Genomic DNA, 19,790 nt, shown 5'->3' with positions numbered 1-19,790 from the left:
CCCTTCGTCCGTCCGCTCGCGAGGGGAGGCTAGGAACCGTCTTTGGGGAAACTCTGTGACCGTTTCGTCCCGGCTGTGCCGATCAGCCAGTCGCGGTGCGCGGGGAGCGGCCCGCCGGTCGACGGCAGCCGCACCTCGAAGCGGGCGCCGGTCCCCGACGGGCCGTCCCCGACGGTGACACTCCCCCGGTGCAGGGCCGCCTGCTGGGCCACCAGGGTCAGACCGAGTCCGGAGCCGGAGCTCGCGGGCCCGCGTTCGAAGCGCTCGAAGATCCGGGCGCGGGCATCGGCGGGCACCCCGGGTCCGGCGTCGTCGACCGTGACGACGACCTGCTCGCCCGCGCGGTGCACCCCCACCGTCACCGTGGCGCGGCCGTCGGTGTCCGTACCGTGCGTCAGGGCGTTGGCCAGCAGGTTGTCCAGGAGCAGCCGCAGACCGGGCTCCCAGCCGGGCACCGTCGCGCCGGGCTCGGCCCGCAGCATGATCCGGGCGCCCGGAGCCCGCCGCCGGGCCTCGGCGACCGCCGCGTCCGCCGCCTCCGACACGTCCACGCTTCCCAGGGCCTCCGCCTCCACCAGGTCACCGCGGCCCAGTTCGCGCAGCATCACCAGCAGGTTCAGCAGCCGGGCGTGTTCGGTGCGCAGGTCGGCCAGGACCTCCGTGCGGTCCGCCCCGGGGAGATCGGGGTGCGCGGCGAGGATGTCGAGGTTGGTGCCCATGCTCATCAGCGGGGTGCGCAGTTCGTGGGCGGCGGCGGAGGAGAAGGAGCGGGCGGTGTCGAGGGCCTCGGCGGTGCGGGCGGCCTGTTCGTCGTAGCGGGCGAGGACGGTGCGCAGGGTGGCCGCCAGTTCGTCGACCTCGGTGACCCCGCTCGGCTCGTCGGGCAGCCGGGTGCCGCTGGTGCGCGGGTCCAGTCCCGCGGTCCGGCGTCCGAGCCGGCGCAGCGGGCCGGTGGCGCCGGTGGCCACGGCCCAGGCGAGCAGGCCGGACAACGGCACCGCGGTCAGCGTCGTCACCGCCACCCGGCGTCCGACCAGCCGGAGTTGGGCCTGGCCGGCGGCGTCGGGCGAGAAGACCCAGAGGGTGCCGGAGCCGCGCGCGGTGGTGATCGTCCTCGACAGGGCACGCCAGCTGGTGCCGCCCTCGCGGACGGTGACCGGCCCCCTGGTCCGCTCGGGCAACGGCACCGAGGCGTCCGGCTGGGGGCCGCCGCTGAAGGTGGCGTCGGGGCCGACGACCCGGACGCCGACGTCCAGGGCCGCGCTGAAGAGACGGCGTTCCCGGGTGTCGGCGGCCTTGGGACGGTCGTTGGCCGTGGCCCGCAGCAGGGCGCGGGCGTCGGTGGTGAGGGCGGTGGCCCGGGTGCGCAGGTGGTCGTCCTCGGCGCTGTGCAGGTCGTGTTCGACGAGCCGGAGCAGCAGCCAGCCGGAGGCCAGGACGAGCAGCGGCACGGTGACGCCGACGGCAAGCCCGATCCGGGTGGAGAGCCTCACGGCTCCCGCCTCAGGACGAAGCCCACCCCGCGCACGGTGTGCACGAGCCGGGGGCGGCCGTCCGCCTCCAGCTTGCGCCGCAGATAGCTGACGAAGGTGTCGACGGCGTCGGTGCGCACGTCGAAGTCGTAGCCCCACACCCGGTCGAGCAGCTGGTCGCGGGTGAGCACGATCCCCGCGTTGCGGGCGAGCACCTCCAGCAGCTCGAACTCCCGCCGGGTCAGCTCCAGCGGCCGGCCGTCCCGCTCGGCGGTGCGGGCGGCCGGGTCGATGACCAGGCCCGCCACCCGCAGCACCTCGCCGGCGGGCGGGCGGCGGCGCAGGAGGGCCCGGAGCCGCAGCACCAGTTCCTGCAGGGCGAACGGCTTGACCAGGTAGTCGTCGCCGCCCGCCTGGAGGCCGGCGATGCGGTCGGCGGTCTCGTCCAGCGCGGAGAGCATGAGGACGGGCAGGTCCCGGCCGTCGCCGCGGAGCCGCTCGCAGACCTCGATGCCGCTCATGCCGGGCATCGACACGTCCAGGACGAGCACGTCCGGGGGCGTGTCCCGGACGGCGGCCAGCGCCTGCTGCCCGCTCTCGGCCGTGCGCACCGCGAAGCCGCTCAGCCGCAGGCCGCGCTCCAGCGACCGGCGGATGGCCGCGTCGTCGTCCACCACCAGGACGGCCCCGGGGCGGTCCGTCTCACCCATGCGCCCCTCCCTCGTTCATCGCCCGGTCAGGGTACGGTCCTTGACCGGGCCGCGCAGGATCCGGGAGGAGCTGGAAGTCAAGTGGTCCAGACCTATTGACCGATGGTCCAGACCTTTCTATTCTCGCGACACCGTGGGCGTGAAGGCTCAGTCGCGCCCCCACCCCCTTGACGAAGAGGGAGGCGCAGCATGCGCTTCAGACACAGAGCCGCGGCAGGGTTCGCGACCCTGTTGCTCCCCCTGGCCGGACTGGTCGGCCTCGCGAGCCCCGCCCAGGCCGCGACGAACGCCACCGCCACGTACACCAAGACCCAGGACTGGGGAACCGGCTTCGGCGGTCAGTGGACCATCAAGAACACCGGCTCCAGCAGCATCAGTTCCTGGACCGTCGAGTGGGACTTCCCCTCCGGCACGTCCGTCACCTCCGCGTGGGACGCGGACGTCACGAGCTCCGGCACCCACTGGACCGCCAAGAACAAGTCCTACAACGGCACCCTGGCCCCCGGTGCCTCGGTCTCCTTCGGCTTCAACGGCGCAGGCTCCGGCTCCCCGTCCAACTGCAAGCTGAACGGCGACAGTTGTGACGGCACCACGGTCCCCGGCGACGCGGCGCCGTCCGCGCCGGGCACCCCCACCGCCTCCTCCGTCACCGACACCTCGGTGAAGCTGTCCTGGAGCGCGGCCACCGACGACAAGGGCGTCAAGAACTACGACGTCCTGCGCGACGGCAAGGTCGTCTCCACGGTGACGACGACCTCGTACACCGACACCGGCCTCAGCGCGGGCACCGACTACTCCTACACCGTGCGCGCCCGTGACACCGCCGACCAGACCGGTCCGGTGAGCGGCTCGGTCGCGGTGCACACCACCGGCGGCACCACCGACCCGCCGCCGACCACCGGCGACAAGGTCAAGCTCGGCTACTTCACCGAGTGGGGCATCTACGGCCGCAACTACAACGTCAAGAACCTCGTGACGTCCGGCTCGGCGGCGAAGATCACGCACATCAACTACGCCTTCGGCAACGTCACCAACGGCCAGTGCGCGATCGGCGACTCCTACGCCGACTACGACAAGGCCTTCACCGCCGACCAGTCGGTCAGCGGCGTCGCGGACACCTGGGACCAGCCGCTGCGCGGCAACTTCAACCAGCTCCGCGAGCTGAAGGCCAAGTACCCGAACATCAAGGTGCTGTGGTCCTTCGGCGGCTGGACCTGGTCCGGCGGCTTCGCCCAGGCGGCGGCCAACCCGACCGCCTTCGCGAACTCCTGCTACAACCTGGTCGAGGACCCGCGCTGGGCCGACGTGTTCGACGGCATCGACATCGACTGGGAGTACCCGAACGCCTGCGGTCTGTCCTGCGACACCAGCGGGGCCGCGGCCTTCAAGAACGTGATGTCGGCGCTGCGCGCCAAGTTCGGCTCCAACAACCTGGTCACGGCGGCCACCACGGCCGACGGTTCGGCCGGCGGCAAGATCGAGGCCGCCGACTACGCGGGCGCCGCCCAGTACGTCGACTGGTACAACGTGATGACGTACGACTTCTTCGGCGCCTGGGACGCGAAGGGCCCCACCGCCCCGCACTCCCCGCTCACCTCGTACTCCGGCATCCCGAAGGCCGGCTTCACCACGGCCGACGCGATGGCCAAGTTCAAGGCGATCGGCGTCCCCGCGAAGAAGCTGCTCATCGGCATCGGCTTCTACGGCCGCGGCTGGACGGGCGTGACGCAGGACGCCCCGGGCGGCACGGCCACGGGCCCGGCGGCCGGCACCTACGAGCAGGGCATCGAGGACTACAAGGTCCTCAAGACGTCCTGCCCGGCGACCGGCACGGTCGCGGGAACGGCGTACGCGCACTGCGGCAGCAACTGGTGGTCCTACGACACCCCGTCGACCATCGCCGGAAAGATGAGCTGGGCCAAGTCCCAGGGTCTGGGCGGCGCGTTCTTCTGGGAGTTCAGCGGCGACACGAGCAACGGAGAGCTGGTGAGCGCCATCAGCAGCGGAATGAGCTGACGGCCTGAATCCACCACCTGGGGCGCGCGGCACATGCCGCGCGCCCCAGGCGTGCGCGGCGTGGGGTCATCCGGCCCCCAGGACGGGAAGGTCGGCAGGTGCGGCACCCCTCTGGCCGGGAACATCCTGTATCTCAGGCAGTAAGCGGAATTGCTCATTCAGGGGGGAAGAATCAAACGCAGGCCCCACAGGCCGCATAAGAACGCACGGACGGCCGCCTCCAGGGCGGTGTCCTACGGAGGCTTCGCCGGAGCAGCGGCAGCAGCTCTGCTGGCCGCGTCGCCGGTGAACATAACGGTGACGTTCGGCCCCGAGCCACGTACCGTCGTCGCCTCGCAGGCCGACGTACCGAACCCGGTGTGTCAGGCCACGTTCACGCGCTGACCTGGAGGCGCCGCCTCCAGCCACGCAAGGAAACCGGTCAACGCGTCGTCGCTCATGGCGAGTTCGAGGCGGGTGCCGCGGTGCAGACAGGTCAGGACGACGGCGTCGGAGAGGAGGGCCAGCTCCTCCTCTCCCTCGGGGAGGCGGCGGCCGGCCACCTCGATCGCGGCGCGCTCCAGGACGCGGCGCGGCCGGTAGGCGTAGGAGAAGACGCGGTACCACTCGATGCGGTCGCCGTTGTAGCGGGCGACGCCGTAGCTCCACCCTTTTCCGCTGGTGTCGGGTTTCTCGGGGACGTCCCAGCGCAGCGAACAGTCGAAGGTGCCCCCGGAGCGCTGGATGAGTCTGCGGCGGAGACCGAAGACGAACAGCCCCAGCACCACGAGTGCCACGACGATTCCGCACACAGTCAGAGCGAGGACCATCGACACCGACCTCCTCGTCTCCTAGGTACCGAATTCAGGTAACGGAACGGAAAAAACATCCATATCTGCCTCAGCCGCGGTCGGCGCCGGATTGCTCCGGTGCCGACCGCGGCTGAGTGACGTCATGCAGCTCCGTGCGGCCTCAGCGCGTGGCCGCCGCACGCAGTCGTACATCTGCGCGGCGCTCGGCGGCGGCGTCGCCCTCCGCCTTCGCCCGCTCCAGCTCGCGCTCCACGCGCTGGACGTCGATCTCGTCCGACAGCTCGGCGATCTCGGCCAGCAGCGACAGCTTGTTGTCCGCGAACGAGATGAAACCGCCGTGCACCGCGGCGACGACCGTCCCACCATCACTCGTACGGATGGTCACCGGGCCCGACTCCAGCACACCGAGCAGCGGCTGGTGACCGGGCATGACGCCGATGTCGCCGGACGTGGTGCGCGCGACGACCAGGGTGGCCTCGCCGGACCAGACCTCTCGGTCGGCCGCGACCAGCGCGACGTGCAGCTCAGCAGCCAAGGTGGCTCCTCGGGTCACCACCCGGCGGGTCTGCCGGGTGTTGGTTACAAGTCTAGTAGGCGTGAAAGAGGGGGCGGGACGCACCCGCCCCCTCAGTCGAACTCAGGGAGTTCAGGAGACGCCGAGCTCCTTGGCGTTGGCCTTGAGGTCCTCGATGCCACCGCACATGAAGAACGCCTGCTCCGGGAAGTGGTCGTACTCGCCGTCGCAGATCGCGTTGAAGGCCGCGATCGACTCGTCCAGCGGGACGTCCGACCCGTCGACGCCGGTGAACTGCTTGGCGACGTGGGTGTTCTGGGACAGGAAGCGCTCCACGCGACGGGCACGGTGGACGACGAGCTTGTCCTCCTCGCCGAGCTCGTCGATACCGAGGATCGCGATGATGTCCTGGAGGTCCTTGTACTTCTGCAGGATCGTCTTGACGCGCATGGCGGCGTCGTAGTGGTCCTGCGCGATGTAGCGCGGGTCCAGGATCCGGGACGTGGAGTCCAGCGGGTCCACGGCCGGGTAGATGCCCTTCTCCGAGATCGGACGGGACAGAACCGTCGTCGCGTCGAGGTGGGCGAAGGTGGTGGCCGGGGCCGGGTCGGTCAGGTCGTCCGCGGGGACGTAGATCGCCTGCATCGAGGTGATCGAGTGACCACGGGTCGAGGTGATGCGCTCCTGGAGGAGACCCATCTCGTCGGCCAGGTTCGGCTGGTAACCCACCGCGGAGGGCATACGGCCGAGCAGCGTGGAGACCTCGGAACCGGCCTGCGTGAAGCGGAAGATGTTGTCGATGAAGAACAGCACGTCCTGCTTCTGGACGTCACGGAAGTACTCGGCCATGGTGAGGCCGGCCAGCGCGACGCGCAGACGGGTGCCCGGGGGCTCGTCCATCTGACCGAAGACCAGCGCGGTCTTGTCGATGACGCCCGAGTCCGACATCTCCTCGATGAGGTCGTTGCCCTCACGGGTGCGCTCACCGACACCGGCGAACACGGAGACACCGTCGTGGTTGTTGGCGACGCGGTAGATCATCTCCTGGATGAGCACCGTCTTGCCGACGCCGGCACCGCCGAACAGACCGATCTTGCCGCCCTTGACGTACGGGGTCAGCAGGTCGATGACCTTGACGCCGGTCTCGAACATCTCGGTCTTCGACTCGAGCTCGTCGAAGTTCGGCGCCTTGCGGTGGATGGACCAGCGCTCGCCGTCGTAGGACTCGTCGACGTTCAGCACCTCACCGAGGGTGTTGAACACCTTGCCCTTGGTGAAGTCCCCGACGGGGACGGTGATACCCGTGCCCGTGTTGGTCACCGCGGCCTGGCGGACCAGACCGTCGGTCGGCTGCATGGAGATGGTGCGGACCAGGCCGTCACCCAGGTGCTGGGCGACCTCCAGGGTCAGGATCTTCTTCTCGCCGGCGTTGGCCGGGTCGGCCACCTCGACGTGAAGGGCGTTGTAGATCTCCGGCATCGCGTCGACGGGGAACTCCACGTCGACGACCGGGCCGATGACCCGGGCGACGCGGCCCGTGGCCGTCGCGGTCTCAACAGTGGTGGTCATTAGCGGTCACTCCCCGCGGTCGCGTCGGCCAGGGCGCTGGCGCCACCGACGATCTCGCTGATTTCCTGGGTGATTTCGGCCTGGCGGGCCGCGTTGGCAAGCCGGGAGAGCGTCTCGATGAGCTCGCCCGCGTTGTCGGTCGCCGACTTCATCGCGCGCCGCGTGGCGGCGTGCTTGGAAGCGGCCGACTGGAGGAGCGCGTTGTAGATACGGCTCTCCACATAGCGCGGCAGCAGGGCGTCGAGGACGTCCTCCGCCGAGGGCTCGAAGTCGTACAGCGGGAGGATCTCGCCCTTGGGCGTGGCCTCCTTGGCGACCTCTTCGAGGCTGAGCGGCAACAGACGGTCGTCGAGCGCCGTCTGCGTCATCATCGAGACGAACTCGGTGAAGACGATGTGGAGCTCGTCCACCCCGCCCTCGGCCGTCTCCTTCTCGATGGCCTCGATCAGCGGCGCCGCGACCTTCTTGGCGTCCGCGTACGTCGGCTCGTCGGTGAAGCCCGTCCACGATTCCGCGATCTTGCGCTCACGGAAGTTGTAGTGGGCGATACCACGGCGGCCGACGATGTAGGTCACGACCTCCTGGCCCTCGCGCTCCAGCCGCTCGGTGAGCTGCTCCGCCTTCTTGATGGCGTTGGAGTTGAAGGCGCCGGCGAGCCCTCGGTCGCTCGTCAGGAGCAGCACCGCGGACCGCGTGACCGTCTCGGCCTGCGTGGTCAGCGGGTGCTTGGTGTTCGAGCCGGTACCGACCGCCGTGACCGCGCGCGTCAGTTCCCGCGCGTACGGCGTGGAGGCCGCCACCTTGCGCTGCGCCTTGACGACGCGCGAGGCGGCGATCATCTCCATCGCCTTGGTGATCTTCTTGGTCGCGGTGACGGATCGGATGCGACGCTTGTAGACCCGGAGCTGGGCTCCCATGAGTCAGGTCCCTTCCTTACGTCACTTGGCGGCGGCCGGAGCGTCCTCGCCGAGAAGCTTGCCGTCCGAGGTCTCGAACTGCTTCTTGAACTCGGCGATCGCGTCGGCGACAGCGGTGAGGGTGTCGTCCGACATCTTGCCGCCCTCCTTGATGGAGGTCATGAGGCCCTGCTCCTTGCGGTGCAGGTACTCCAGGAGCTCGCGCTCGAAGCGGCGGATGTCGTTGACCGGAACGTCGTCCATCTTGCCGGTGGTGCCGGCCCACACCGAGACGACCTGGTCCTCGGTCGACATCGGCTGGTACTGGGCCTGCTTCAGGAGCTCGACCATGCGCTGACCGCGCTCCAGCTGCGCCTTCGACGCGGCGTCCAGGTCGGAACCGAAGGCGGCGAACGCCTCCAGCTCACGGAACTGGGCCAGGTCGACGCGCAGACGGCCGGAGACCTGCTTCATCGCCTTGTGCTGCGCGGAACCACCGACTCGGGAGACGGAGATACCGACGTTCAGCGCGGGGCGCTGACCGGCGTTGAAGAGGTCCGACTCCAGGAAGCACTGGCCGTCGGTGATGGAGATGACGTTGGTCGGGATGAACGCCGAGACGTCGTTGGCCTTGGTCTCGACGATCGGCAGACCGGTCATCGAGCCCTTGCCCATGTCGTCGGAGAGCTTCGCGCAGCGCTCCAGCAGACGGGAGTGCAGGTAGAAGACGTCACCGGGGTAGGCCTCGCGGCCCGGCGGGCGGCGCAGCAGCAGGGACACGGCGCGGTAGGCGTCGGCCTGCTTCGACAGGTCGTCGAAGATGATGAGGACGTGCTTGCCCTCGTACATCCACTGCTGGCCGATGGCCGAACCGGTGTACGGCGCCAGGTACTTGAAGCCGGCCGGGTCGGACGCCGGGGCGGCGACGATGGTCGTGTACTCCAGCGCGCCGTTCTCCTCCAGCGCGCGGCGGACCGACGCGATGGTGGAGCCCTTCTGACCGATGGCGACGTAGATGCAGCGGACCTGCTTGTTCGGGTCGCCGGTGCGCCAGTTGTCGCGCTGGTTGATGATCGTGTCGACGGCCAGGGCGGTCTTGCCGGTCTGGCGGTCGCCGATGATCAGCTGACGCTGACCGCGGCCGATCGGGGTCATCGCGTCGACGGCCTTGTAGCCGGTCTCCATCGGCTCGTGCACCGACTTGCGCTGCATGACCGTGGGGGCCTGCAGCTCCAGCGCACGGCGGCCGGACGTCTCGATCTCGCCGAGGCCGTCGATCGGGTTGCCGAGCGGGTCGACGACGCGGCCGAGGTAGCCCTCGCCGACGGCCACGGAGAGCACCTCACCGGTGCGACGCACCGGCTGCCCCTCCTCGATGCCGCTGAACTCGCCGAGGACGACCGCACCGATCTCGCGCTCTTCCAGGTTCAGCGCGAGACCGAGGGAGCCGTCCTCGAACTTCAGCAGCTCGTTCGCCATGGCCGAGGGCAGGCCCTCGATCTTGGCGATGCCGTCGCCGGCGACGGTGACCGTACCGACCTCCTCGCGCGAGGCCGCGTCCGGCTTGTACGACTGGACGAAGTTCTCCAGCGCGTCCCGGATCTCCTCCGGCCGGATCGTGAGCTCCGCCATCTGGGTTCCCTGCTCTCCTTGTTGGGCCCGAAGTTTCAACTTGGGGGTCTGGGGGCGACCCCCAGGAATCCTCTGCACGGCCCAACGCGGGCCGTCTTACTACGTCGTATTGAGTTGCTGCTAGCTCGCCAGGCGGCGGCCGGCGTCCTCGATGCGGTCCGCGATCGAGCCGTTGATGACCTCGTCGCCGACCTGCACCCGGATCCCGCCGAGGACCTCGGGGTCCACGTCGATGTTGAGGTGCATCTGGCGGCCGTAGAGCTTGGCGAGGGCGGCGCCGAGGCGCTGCTTCTGCGTGTCGCTCAGCGGCACCGCCGAGGTGACGACGGCGACCAGGCGCTCCCGACGCTCGGCGGCGAGCTTGGACAGGGACTCCAGTCCCGACTCCAGGCTACGTCCCCGCGGCGCGGTCACAAGGCGCGTCACCAGACGCTCGGTCGCCGCGGCGGCGCGGCCGCCCAGCAGCCGGTGCAGCAGCTCGACCTTGGCCGAGGTGGTGGCGGCGCGGTCGGTCAGCGCGGCGCGCAGCTCGGTGTTGGAGGAGACGATCCGGCCGAACCGGAACAGCTCGTCCTCGACGTCGTCGAGGGCGCCCCTCTTCTGCGCGGCGGTGAGGTCGGCGGTGTTCGCCAGTTCCTCCAGCGCGTCCACCAGGTCGCGCGACTGCGACCAGCGGGAACGCACCATGCCGGACACCAGGTCCACGGCCTGGCCGCCGACCTGGCCGGCGAACAGACGCTGGGCGAGCTGGGCCTTGGCCTCACCGGCCTGCGCCGGGTCGGTCAGGACCCGACGCAAGCTGACCTCGCGGTCGAGCAGCGCGGTGACGGCGGCCAGCTCGTCGGCGAGCTTCGCCGCGTCGGCGGACGTGGAGTCCGTCAGCGCGTCGAGACGCTCGCGGGCGGCGGCCAGTGCCTCGCGGCTCGCTCCGTTCATCGGGTGGCCTCGGCCTTCTCCTCGAGCTCGTCGAGGAAGCGGTCGATGACACGGCTCTGCCGGGCGTGGTCCTCGAGGGACTCACCGACGAGCTTGCCGGCCAGCTCGGTCGCGAGGTGACCGACGTCCTGCCGCAGCGCGGACGCGGCGGCCTTGCGGTCGGCCTCGATCTGCGCGTGACCCGCGGCGACGATCTCCTCGCGCTGCCGCTGGCCCTCGGCGCGCATCTCGGCGATGAGCGCGGCACCCTGCTCCTGCGCCTCCTGGCGCAGACGCGCGGCCTCGTGCCGGGCCTCGGCGAGCTGGGCCTTGTACTGCTCGAGAACGCTCTGGGCCTCGACCTGAGCGGCCTCGGCCTTCTCGATGCCACCCTCGATCGCCTCGCGGCGCTCCTCCAGAACCTTGTTGATGTTCGGGAGCAGCTTCTTCCAGAAGAAGAAGAACACGATGGCGAAGGCGATGGTGCCGACGAGCAGTTCGGGGCCGGGCGGGACGAGGGGGTTCTGCTTCTCCTCGGCCGCCAGCTGAACCAGGTTGGCGATCACATCAGTGCCTTTCGTCGATACGTGTCGGTAAGTAGGTCTTACTGACCGAACACGAACGGCATAACGATGCCGATGAGGGCGAGCGCCTCACAGAACGCGAAGCCCAGGATCTGGTTGGCGCGGATCAGACCGGCCGCCTCGGGCTGACGGGCCAGGGCCTGGGTGCCGTTACCGAAGATGATGCCGATACCGATGCCGGGGCCGATGGCCGCGAGGCCGTAACCGATGGAACCGAGGGAACCCGAGACGCCGGCGGCGAGGTCGATGGCAGCGGACATGCCGTTTCTTCCTTCTCTTTTACGGACCGGTGGGGGTTGGCCACCGGACGACTGGTGGGGGTGGGGCGGACGGTGCTCAGTGGTGCTCGGCGAGAGCGCCCTGAACGTAGGAGCAGGCCAGGAGGACGAAGACGTACGCCTGAACGGCCTGCACGAAGAGCTCGAAGAGGATCATGATCACGGTCATGACGAACGAGACGCCGGCCGCCGGGATCATGTAGCTGTTCAGCAGATACCAGCTGGCAACGGTGAACATCGCGAGCAGCAGGTGGCCGGCGAACATGTTGGCGAAGAGTCGAACCGCGTGCGTGAACGGGCGGACGAGGACGTTCGAGAAGAACTCGATGATCACGACGAGCGGGAGTACCGCGCCGAGCGACTTGTCGTAACCGGTGAGGTTCTTGAAGCCGCCGACGAAGCCGTGCTTCTTGAACGTCAGCGACAGCCAGGTGATGTAGACGATCGCGGCGAGCACCGCCGGGAAGGCGATGATCGACGACACCGGGAACTGGGCCAGCGGGATCACTGACCAGACGTTCATGATCCAGATGAAGAAGAACAGCGAGACCATGAGCGGGACGTACTTCTCGCCCTCGCGCTTGCCCAGCGTCTCGTAGACGATGCCCCGGCGGACGAAGTCGTAGCCCGCCTCGCCGACCATCTGCAGCTTGCCCGGGACGACCTTGGCCTTGCCGAAGGCGGCCGAGAAGAAGACGGTGACGATCAGGGTGGTGATGAGGGCGAGCAGCATCACCTTGTTGAACTCGAACCCGCCGACGGTGACGATCGGCTTGAACAGGAACGAGTGCAGGCCCGGAGCCGGGAAGCCACAGCCGTTGTCGGACAGGATGCGGCAATCCCACTCAAAGGCGAGCTGGGTCGGGTCAGCACTCACCGCGGGCTCCTTCGGCGTGACGCATGGGTTCGGCAACCTCGTTGTGTCGGCGCGGCGCGCGGCCGCGGGTCGGCACCGGACTGGTGTTACGGATGTGAGGGCGGCTGGGGGGCTTCGAGCCTCGCGATCGAACAGGCGTCAGCTCAGATGCCCGCGCCCGCGATGCCGCAGTTGGCACCGGACGATAGCAGGAGATCTCGCAAGCGCTTATCCCGCCCCTACCTCTCACGACGACGACCCTGTCTTCTCGGGCCTGCCGCTCTTCTCGGAGTCCGGATCGACGTAGAAGATCTTGGACTTCATGTGTGCACGGGCCTGCGTGGCCATCCACACGACGGTCGCGATCACCAGGGAGAGCGCGAACGCCTTGCCGTTGAAGAGAGAGGTGCCCTTGAAGACGGCCACGAAGATCATGAGCAGCAGGAGTTGGGCGACATAGAGCATCAGCCCCATGGCCTGGAACAGCTGCGGGAGCGTTTTTGCCGTCCACTGCAGGACGTAGAGGCCGAGGCCCATGAAGAGCATCGACAGCACGACACCGACAGCCGCCCCGATCGCACCCTTGCCGCCGGCGACCGCAGCACTGACGGCGACGGCGACCACGCCGGCAGCCGCTGTGGGCACAGCGATCGGCAGTAGGTTCCGGACGTCGTTGGACGGCATGGCGGCAACTCCGCTTTCAAAGGGGGGCAGGGTGTCGTCATGGACGAGCGTAGTCCCGGGGCGAGGGAGGAACTCACGGCCAATGGACCGTCGCACTGCGGTCCTTCGGCTCTGTCCGGGGGTTCTCGTGAACCGTATCACAAACTATTTGATGCGGTCTTTACCTAGAAGGTGTGCTCGCTGTCACACATGAGAGTGACAGCGCCCGTCTGTGCAAAAACAGGGCCGAGTTGTCTGGTATTGGGTCGCTTTGCAACCCCACGACTTGGCAATGCTCTAGTCAGATTCTTACCTTGTGAACGTCAGCGGGACGTTCCGGCCTTTCGCCTGTCCAGGAAGCGCGTACGGGCGCCGAGAGCGGTCGCTCCGTTGGCTCCCGCCACACCCGCCACGGCAGGGGTGCGCTCCTCCGCGTCGCACGGCTCCTCCTCCGAGGCCTCAACTTCCGCCTGTGCCAAGGCAGCTGAGGCGGCGTGACGGCGACGGTAGCGCGGCGGCACGAAGGCCTCGGCCCAGCGCGGGGCACGCGGTGTGAAGCGCGGCAGCAGGAGCAGCACGAGGCCGATCGCGCTGAGCATCACGATGCCGAGCACGATCCACATCGACGCGGAGTTGACCGAGTAGGCGAGCGCGCCGAACGCGATCAGCGCCGACCAGAAGTACATGATCAGTACGGCCCGGCTGTGCGAGTGGCCGATCTCCAGCAGGCGGTGGTGCAGGTGCCCGCGGTCCGCGGCGAACGGCGACTGGCCGCGCCAGGTGCGGCGCACGATCGCCAGAACCAGGTCCGCGGCCGGGATCGCGATGATCGTCAGGGGCAGCAGCAGCGGGATGTAGACCGGCACCATCTGGTGCACGGCCTGCCGCTCGGAGCCGCCGAACAGGCTGTCCGGGTCGACCTGCCCGGTGATGGAGATCGCGCCCGCGGCCAGCACCAGCCCGATCAGCATCGAGCCCGAGTCGCCCATGAAGATCCGCGCCGGGTGCATGTTGTGCGGCAGGAAGCCCAAGCACATGCCCATCAGGACGGCCGCGAACAGCGTCGCCGGGGCGGCCGCCTCGATGCCGTACGAGTACCAGATGCGGTACGAGTACATGAAGAACGCCGCTGCCGCGATGCACACCATGCCGGAGGCCAGGCCGTCGAGGCCGTCCACGAAGTTCACCGCGTTGATGGTGATCACGACGAGCGCCACCGTCAGCAGGGTGCCCTGCCACTGGGTCAGCGCCACCGTGCCGACCTTGGGGATGGGCAGCCACAGGATCGTCAGACCCTGCATCACCATCACGCCGGCGGCGATCATCTGGCCGCCCAGCTTGATCAGGGCGTCGATCTCGAACTTGTCGTCCAGCACGCCGATCAGCCAGATCAGCGCGGCCCCGGACAGCAGCGCCCGCGGCTCGTTGGACTTGGTGAAGACCTCGTTGAGGTTGGTCAGATGGTCCGCGACCAGCAGGCCGGCGCACAGCCCGAAGAACATCGCGATACCGCCGAGGCGCGGAGTGGGTTCCCGGTGCACGTCACGGGCCCTGATCTCCGGCATGGCTCCGGCCACGATCGCGAACTTCCGTACCGGCCCTGTCAGCAGGTACGTCACCGCGGCCGTGATGCAGAGCGTCAGCAGGTATTCACGCACGGGCTTCCCCACAGGTCTCGCTGGCCATCTCAGCCCCACACCCTAGCGACGGACGCATATCAGTGGGGACTTCCGGGTAGCGACGATGGTTGCACGCGTGGCTGTGCGTGCGGTCGCACGCACGTGGACGCAGGTGCGCCTACCCCCGCTCAGCCGGGATACGGCTGAAATCTACCGGCCAGCTCACGCACTTGATCACGCGCCTTCTGATTCTCCACGTCACCGCGCAGGACTTGTGCGAACAATGCGGCGATGTGACGCATCTCCTCCTCCCCCATGCCCTGCGTCGTCACCGCAGCCGTGCCGAGCCTCAGCCCTCGCGCGTCCCCGTGCGGCAGCGCGCAGCAGTCCAGGACCATCCCGGCCGCCGCGAGCCGCCCGCGCGCGGTGCGCCCGTCGACGCCGAGGGGCGCGGGGTCGGCGGTGATGAGGTGCGTGTCAGTGCCGCCCGTCGTCACGACCAGCCCCTCCGCGGCCAGCCGGGCCGCGAGGACCTTCGCGTTGGCGACCACCTGATGGGCGTACGCGGCGAACGCCGGTGTCGCCGCCTCCCCGAACGCGACGGCCTTGGCGGCGATGGTGTGCATCTGCGCCCCGCCCTGGGTGAACGGGAAAACCGCCCGGTCGACCCGTTCGGCCAGGTCGCTCCCGCACAGCAGCATCCCGCCGCGCGGCCCGCGCAGCACCTTGTGCGTGGTCGCGCAGACGATGTCGGCGTACGGCACCGGGCTGGGCGCCGCTCCCCCGGCGACGAGCCCGATGGGATGGGCGGCGTCGGCGATCAGATAGGCGCCCACCTCGTCGGCGACCTCCCGGAAGAGGGCGTAGTCGATGTGCCGGGGGTAGGCGATGGAGCCGCACACGATCGCCTTCGGCCGGTGGCTGCGGGCCAGGGTCCTGACCTGGTCGTAGTCGATGAGCCCGGTCTCCGCGTCCACCCCGTAGCCGACGAAGTCGAACCAGCGGCCGGAGAAGTTGGCGGGCGAGCCGTGGGTGAGGTGGCCGCCGTGGGGCAGACCGAGGGCCAGGACGGTGTCGCCGGGCCGCAGCAGGGCCGCGTACGCGGCGAGGACCGCGGAGGACCCCGAGTGCGACTGGACGTTGGCGTGCTCGGCGCCGAAAAGGGCCTTGGCGCGGTCGACGGCCAGCCGCTCGGCGACGTCGACGATCTCGCAGCCGCCGTGGTGCCGGGCCCCCGGATAGCCCTCCGCGTACTTGTTGGCCAGCACCGATCCGAGCGCGGCCAGCACGGCCGGCGAGGTGAAGTTCTCGGCGGCGATCAGCTGCAGCGTCGTCGACTGCCGGTCGAGCTCCCCGAGCAGGATCTCGGCCAGCTCGGGGTCCTGCAGCCGCAGGACGTCGGCGGTCGCGGGGGCATGGGTGACCGGCATGGTGGGCTCCGAAACGTCGACGGTGACGTACGACCAATGTAGGCCCGGGACTGGTGGGGCGCCCGGTCATGAGGTCTCTTCCGGGGAACCGGTAAGCCCCTTGACGACCCGTCCGTCGCCTCCGGTCACATGCGCGCGGGCACTCCGGTCAGCGCCGTCACCACCGGATCGAGCGCCTGGTGTATCTCGTCGCCGATGGACCGGAAGAAGGTCAGCGGTGCCCCGTACGGGTCGTACACCTCGTCCGCCTCCAGGGTGGGCGCCAGCAGCCACCCGCGTAGAGCCGCCGCCGCGCGCACCAGGGCCCGCGCGCGGACGACTATGCCCTCCTCCAGCGGGGGCAGGGTCGCAGGGTCGATCGCGCGGACCAGACGGGTGAACTCCTTCAGCGTGAAGGTGCGCAGGCCCGCCGAGTGGCCCATGGAGATGACCTGGGCGCGGTGGTCGCGGGTGGCCGTCAGGACGAGGTCGGCCATGATGACGTGCTCGTCCAGCAGCTCCCGGCCGGTGAACCCGGAGGCGTCGGCGCCGAAGTCGGCCAGCACGGTCTCCGCGTTGGCCTCCATGGGCGCGCCCTCGTGGCCCCAGGTGCCCGCGCTCTCCACGATCAGCGCGGCGCCCAGGACGCCGAGCCGCTGTTTCACGTAATGCCGGGTCAGCCGCTCGGTGATGGGCGAGCGGCAGACGTTGCCGGTGCTGACGTGGAGGATGCGGAAGCAGTCGCGCGGAAGCCCGACGAACGTCGTCGTGATTTCCGCCGCGAGTTCCCCGTTGCCTATGCCACGCCCCGCGTCAGGGGCCGTCAATTGGCCACCTCGAGGTCAGGTACGACCTTGCGCAGCTCCTCCGGCGAGAGTGCGCCCTCCCGCAGCAGCACCGGGACCGGTCCGCTGACGTCGACGATGGAGGACGGCACGTTGCCGGGGGTGGGGCCGCCGTCGAGGTAGACGGAGACCGAGTCGCCGAGCATCTCCTGGGCGGCGTCGCAGTCCTCCGGCGCCGGGTGGCCGCTGATGTTGGCGGAGGAGACCGCCATGGGGCCGACCTCGGTCAGCAGCTCGATGGCGACGGGGTGCAGCGGCATACGGACGGCCACCGTGCCCCGGGTGTCCCCCAGGTCCCACTGCAGGGACGGCTGGTGCTTGGCGACCAGGGTCAGCGCGCCCGGCCAGAAGGCGTCGACCAGCTCCCAGGCCATCTCGGAGAAGTCCGTGACCAGGCCGTGCAGGGTGTTCGGGGAGCCGATGAGGACGGGGGTGGGCATGGTGCGGCCCCGGCCCTTGGCCTGGAGCAGGTCGGCGACGGCCTCCGAGGAGAACGCGTCCGCGCCGATGCCGTACACCGTGTCGGTCGGGAGGACCACCAGCTCGCCACGGCGGACGGCGGACGCGGCCTCGCGCAGACCGGTGATGCGGTCGGTCGCGTCGTTGGTGTCGTATCGCCGTGCCATGTCTAGCGGGCCTCCTCGTACACGTGCTGCGGGCAAAGGACTCGGGCGGTGCTCACGGCAGCGCCTTGCGGGCCGTGGCGAACCGGGGGCGGTTGTTGAGGTCGGGGTGGTCGGCCGCGTCGGCCCAGCCGCGCTCCTCGGTGAAGATCCACGGGACCTGGCCGCCCTGGGTGTCGGCGTGCTCGATGACGACGACGCCGCCCGGGCGCAGCAGCCGGTGCGCGGTCCGCTCCAGACCGCGGATGAGGTCGAGGCCGTCCTCCCCGGAGAACAGGGCGAGTTCGGGGTCGTAGTCCCGGGCCTCGGGGGCGACGTACTCCCACTCGGTCAGCGGGATGTAGGGCGGGTTGGAGATCACCAGGTCGACCTGGCCGTCGAGGTCGCGGAAGGCGTCCAGGGCGTTGCCCTGCCGCAGGTCGACCCGGGAACCCTCGACGTTCTTGCGGGTCCACGCCAGGGCGTCCTCCGACAGCTCCACGGCGTGCACCTTGGAGCGCGGGACTTCCTGGGCCAGGGCGAGCGCGATGGCGCCGGAGCCGGTGCACAGGTCGACGATGGTCGGCTCCACGACGTCCATGGCGCGCACGGCGTCTATGGCCCACCCGACCACGGACTCGGTCTCCGGCCGCGGCACGAACACGCCCGGCCCGACGTGGAGTTCGAGGTACCGGAAGTAGGCGCGCCCGGTGATGTGCTGCAGCGGCTCGCGCTGTTCACGCCGGGCGATGACCTCCCAGTAGCGGGCGTCGAAGTCCGAGTCCTTCACGGAGTGCAGCTCGCCCCGCTTCACGCCGTGCACGAACGCGGCGAGCTCCTCCGCGTCGTTGCGCGGCGAGGGCACGCCGGCGTCGGCCAGCCGCTGGGTGGCCTGTGCCACCTCTGCGAGCAGCAGGTTCACGCATTCCTCCGTGTCGTACTGGGTCGTGCGTACGTACCTCTTACGCGGCCGCCAGCTTCGCCGCCGAGTCCGCGTCGACGCAGGCCTGGATCACCGCGTCGAGGTCACCGTCCAGGACCTGGTCCAGGTTGTAGGCCTTGAAGCCGACGCGGTGGTCCGAGATGCGGTTCTCCGGGAAGTTGTACGTGCGGATCTTCTCGGAGCGGTCGACGGTGCGGACCTGGCTGCGGCGGGCGTCGGCGGCCTCCTTCTCCGCCTCCTCCTGCGCCGCTGCGAGCAGCCTGGAGCGCAGGATACGCATCGCCTGCTCCTTGTTCTGCAGCTGGCTCTTCTCGTTCTGGCAGGAGGCGACGACTCCGGTGGGCAGGTGCGTGATGCGCACGGCGGAGTCGGTGGTGTTGACCGACTGGCCGCCCGGCCCGGAGGAGCGGTAGACGTCGATGCGCAGGTCGTTGGGGTTGATCTCGACGTCGACCTCCTCGGCCTCGGGGGTGACGAGGACACCGGCCGCGGAGGTGTGGATTCGGCCCTGGGACTCGGTCGCCGGCACGCGCTGCACGCGGTGCACGCCGCCCTCGTACTTCAGCCGCGCCCAGACGCCCTGGCCCGGTTCGGTGGCGCCCTGGCCGCCCTTGGTCTTCACGGCGACCTGGACGTCCTTGTAGCCGCCCAGCTCGGACTCGGTGGCGTCGATGATCTCGGTCTTCCAGCCGACGCGCTCGGCGTAGCGCAGGTACATGCGCAGCAGGTCCCCGGCGAAGAGGGCCGACTCGTCGCCGCCGGCGCCCGCCTTGATCTCGAGGATGACGTCCTTGTCGTCGCTGGGGTCGCGCGGGACGAGCAGCAGGCGCAGCTTCTCGGTGAGTTCCTCGCGCTGCTTCTCCAGCTCCTTGACCTCGGCCGCGAAGTCCGGGTCGGCGGCGGCGAATTCCTTCGCCGTCTCGATGTCGTCGCCGGTCTGCTTCCAGGAGCGGTACGTGGCGACGATGGGAGTCAGCTCGGCGTAACGCTTGTTGAGCTTGCGCGCGTTGGCCTGGTCGGAGTGGACCGACGGGTCGGCGAGCTTCTTCTCCAGGTCGGCGTGCTCACCGACGAGTTCCTCGACGGCCTCGAACATCTTGGGCTCCTGTACTGCGGTGCGGAAGGGAAGGCGGGCGACCAAAAACGCCGGTCCCGGCGCGCCTGTGGAAGGACGCGGCCGTGGACCGGCGGATTGGAGCTCGCTACTTCTTGGAGCCGGCCGCAGCCTTGCCGAAGCGGGCCTCGAAGCGGGCCACACGGCCACCGGTGTCGAGGATCTTCTGCTTGCCCGTGTAGAACGGGTGGCACTCGGAGCAGACCTCGGCGCGGATGGTGCCGCTGGAGATCGTGCTGCGGGTGGTGAACGACGCGCCACAGGTGCAGCTGACCTGCGTCTCGACGTACTCGGGGTGGATGTCGCGCTTCAAGGTGTCTCCTAGTTTCGGGAGGGCGCCGGGTCGCCGCCGCGGGATGCGA

General features: G+C 69.5%; 20 protein-coding genes. 1 reads left to right on the top strand and 19 read right to left on the bottom strand.

Features of this window, described 5'->3' with window-relative positions; all coding sequences use genetic code 11:
* Positions 1–29 precede the first annotated feature (29 nt).
* Positions 30–1,493, bottom strand: coding sequence for a sensor histidine kinase KdpD (locus tag FBY22_RS04085; RefSeq protein ID WP_142142524.1), 1,464 nt, complete (start codon positions 1,491–1,493; stop codon positions 30–32).
* Positions 1,490–2,182, bottom strand: coding sequence for a response regulator transcription factor (locus FBY22_RS04080; RefSeq protein ID WP_142142523.1), 693 nt, complete (start codon positions 2,180–2,182; stop codon positions 1,490–1,492). Before FBY22_RS04080 ends, FBY22_RS04085 begins: the two co-directional genes overlap by 4 nt.
* 189 nt (positions 2,183–2,371) lie before the next feature.
* Here FBY22_RS04080 and FBY22_RS04075 point away from each other — a divergent pair, with 189 nt between their 5' ends.
* Positions 2,372–4,198, top strand: coding sequence for a glycoside hydrolase family 18 chitinase (locus FBY22_RS04075; protein ID WP_142142522.1), 1,827 nt, complete (start codon positions 2,372–2,374; stop codon positions 4,196–4,198).
* Positions 4,199–4,560: 362 nt separating this feature from the next.
* Here FBY22_RS04075 and FBY22_RS04070 read toward each other — a convergent pair whose 3' ends face one another.
* From FBY22_RS04070 to rpmE, 17 genes are all read right to left on the bottom strand, one after another.
* A complete protein-coding gene (locus tag FBY22_RS04070; protein ID WP_142142521.1) occupies positions 4,561–5,007 on the bottom strand; it encodes a DUF2550 domain-containing protein in 447 nt (148 codons plus the stop codon).
* A gap of 142 nt (positions 5,008–5,149) precedes the next feature.
* Complete coding sequence (locus FBY22_RS04065; RefSeq protein WP_079659511.1) at positions 5,150–5,524, bottom strand: F0F1 ATP synthase subunit epsilon; 375 nt, start codon at positions 5,522–5,524, stop codon at positions 5,150–5,152.
* Between the two features lie 111 nt (positions 5,525–5,635).
* Positions 5,636–7,072, bottom strand: a complete 1,437-nt coding sequence (gene atpD / locus FBY22_RS04060) for a F0F1 ATP synthase subunit beta (RefSeq protein WP_142142520.1) — start codon at positions 7,070–7,072, stop codon at positions 5,636–5,638.
* Entirely contained in the window at positions 7,072–7,989 is a 918-nt protein-coding gene (locus tag FBY22_RS04055; RefSeq protein ID WP_142142519.1) for a F0F1 ATP synthase subunit gamma, read from the bottom strand. The genes atpD and FBY22_RS04055 overlap by 1 nt, the downstream gene beginning before the upstream one ends.
* Positions 7,990–8,010: 21 nt before the next feature.
* The gene (gene atpA / locus FBY22_RS04050; RefSeq protein ID WP_142142518.1) at positions 8,011–9,600 is read right to left on the bottom strand and encodes a F0F1 ATP synthase subunit alpha; all 1,590 of its coding nucleotides are present in this window, start codon (positions 9,598–9,600) and stop codon (positions 8,011–8,013) included.
* A 120-nt stretch (positions 9,601–9,720) separates the two neighbouring features.
* A complete protein-coding gene (locus tag FBY22_RS04045; RefSeq protein WP_142142517.1) occupies positions 9,721–10,536 on the bottom strand; it encodes a F0F1 ATP synthase subunit delta in 816 nt (271 codons plus the stop codon).
* A complete protein-coding gene (locus tag FBY22_RS04040) occupies positions 10,533–11,081 on the bottom strand; it encodes a F0F1 ATP synthase subunit B (protein ID WP_058923150.1) in 549 nt (182 codons plus the stop codon). Before FBY22_RS04040 ends, FBY22_RS04045 begins: the two co-directional genes overlap by 4 nt.
* A gap of 38 nt (positions 11,082–11,119) precedes the next feature.
* Positions 11,120–11,359 carry an ATP synthase F0 subunit C gene (gene atpE / locus FBY22_RS04035; protein ID WP_046591560.1) on the bottom strand — a complete coding sequence of 80 codons (240 nt, stop codon included), beginning with the start codon at positions 11,357–11,359 and terminating at the stop codon, positions 11,120–11,122.
* A 76-nt stretch (positions 11,360–11,435) separates the two neighbouring features.
* Complete coding sequence (atpB, locus tag FBY22_RS04030; protein ID WP_058928167.1) at positions 11,436–12,206, bottom strand: F0F1 ATP synthase subunit A; 771 nt, start codon at positions 12,204–12,206, stop codon at positions 11,436–11,438.
* Between the two features lie 273 nt (positions 12,207–12,479).
* Positions 12,480–12,917, bottom strand: coding sequence for a hypothetical protein (locus FBY22_RS04025; protein WP_142142516.1), 438 nt, complete (start codon positions 12,915–12,917; stop codon positions 12,480–12,482).
* A 302-nt stretch (positions 12,918–13,219) separates the two neighbouring features.
* Positions 13,220–14,554 (bottom strand): MraY family glycosyltransferase, encoded by a 1,335-nt coding sequence (locus FBY22_RS04020; RefSeq protein ID WP_142142515.1) that lies wholly within the window; start codon positions 14,552–14,554, stop codon positions 13,220–13,222.
* A 149-nt stretch (positions 14,555–14,703) separates the two neighbouring features.
* Entirely contained in the window at positions 14,704–15,945 is a 1,242-nt protein-coding gene (gene glyA / locus FBY22_RS04015) for a serine hydroxymethyltransferase (RefSeq protein ID WP_142142514.1), read from the bottom strand.
* A gap of 125 nt (positions 15,946–16,070) precedes the next feature.
* Positions 16,071–16,751, bottom strand: coding sequence for a protein-tyrosine-phosphatase (locus FBY22_RS04010; RefSeq protein ID WP_142142513.1), 681 nt, complete (start codon positions 16,749–16,751; stop codon positions 16,071–16,073).
* Positions 16,748–17,395 (bottom strand): L-threonylcarbamoyladenylate synthase, encoded by a 648-nt coding sequence (locus FBY22_RS04005; protein ID WP_142142512.1) that lies wholly within the window; start codon positions 17,393–17,395, stop codon positions 16,748–16,750. Before FBY22_RS04005 ends, FBY22_RS04010 begins: the two co-directional genes overlap by 4 nt.
* Positions 17,396–17,447: 52 nt before the next feature.
* The gene (prmC, locus tag FBY22_RS04000) at positions 17,448–18,293 is read right to left on the bottom strand and encodes a peptide chain release factor N(5)-glutamine methyltransferase (RefSeq protein ID WP_142142511.1); all 846 of its coding nucleotides are present in this window, start codon (positions 18,291–18,293) and stop codon (positions 17,448–17,450) included.
* Positions 18,294–18,333: 40 nt separating this feature from the next.
* Positions 18,334–19,410, bottom strand: coding sequence for a peptide chain release factor 1 (gene prfA, locus FBY22_RS03995; RefSeq protein WP_142142510.1), 1,077 nt, complete (start codon positions 19,408–19,410; stop codon positions 18,334–18,336).
* A 106-nt stretch (positions 19,411–19,516) separates the two neighbouring features.
* Positions 19,517–19,741 carry a 50S ribosomal protein L31 gene (gene rpmE / locus FBY22_RS03990; protein ID WP_019753312.1) on the bottom strand — a complete coding sequence of 75 codons (225 nt, stop codon included), beginning with the start codon at positions 19,739–19,741 and terminating at the stop codon, positions 19,517–19,519.
* Positions 19,742–19,790 lie beyond the last annotated feature (49 nt).

The sequence above is a fragment of the Streptomyces sp. SLBN-31 genome (assembly GCF_006715395.1).
Classification (GTDB): domain Bacteria; phylum Actinomycetota; class Actinomycetes; order Streptomycetales; family Streptomycetaceae; genus Streptomyces.
This window is presented reverse-complemented; position numbering and strand designations above follow the sequence as displayed.

Bases quoted from the DNA above. Each gene is read 5' to 3' on its own strand.
- FBY22_RS04080 (WP_142142523.1), bottom strand. From the start codon at position 2,182: ATGGGTGAGACGGACCGCCCCGGGGCCGTCCTGGTGGTGGACGACGAC.
- FBY22_RS04075 (WP_142142522.1), top strand. From the start codon at position 2,372: ATGCGCTTCAGACACAGAGCCGCGGCAGGGTTCGCGACCCTGTTGCTC.
- FBY22_RS04070 (WP_142142521.1), bottom strand. From the start codon at position 5,007: ATGGTCCTCGCTCTGACTGTGTGCGGAATCGTCGTGGCACTCGTGGTG.
- atpD (WP_142142520.1), bottom strand. From the start codon at position 7,072: ATGACCACCACTGTTGAGACCGCGACGGCCACGGGCCGCGTCGCCCGG.
- FBY22_RS04055 (WP_142142519.1), bottom strand. From the start codon at position 7,989: ATGGGAGCCCAGCTCCGGGTCTACAAGCGTCGCATCCGATCCGTCACC.
- atpA (WP_142142518.1), bottom strand. From the start codon at position 9,600: ATGGCGGAGCTCACGATCCGGCCGGAGGAGATCCGGGACGCGCTGGAG.
- FBY22_RS04045 (WP_142142517.1), bottom strand. From the start codon at position 10,536: ATGAACGGAGCGAGCCGCGAGGCACTGGCCGCCGCCCGCGAGCGTCTC.
- atpE (WP_046591560.1), bottom strand. From the start codon at position 11,359: ATGTCCGCTGCCATCGACCTCGCCGCCGGCGTCTCGGGTTCCCTCGGT.
- FBY22_RS04025 (WP_142142516.1), bottom strand. From the start codon at position 12,917: ATGCCGTCCAACGACGTCCGGAACCTACTGCCGATCGCTGTGCCCACA.
- glyA (WP_142142514.1), bottom strand. From the start codon at position 15,945: ATGCCGGTCACCCATGCCCCCGCGACCGCCGACGTCCTGCGGCTGCAG.
- FBY22_RS04005 (WP_142142512.1), bottom strand. From the start codon at position 17,395: ATGGCACGGCGATACGACACCAACGACGCGACCGACCGCATCACCGGT.
- prfA (WP_142142510.1), bottom strand. From the start codon at position 19,410: ATGTTCGAGGCCGTCGAGGAACTCGTCGGTGAGCACGCCGACCTGGAG.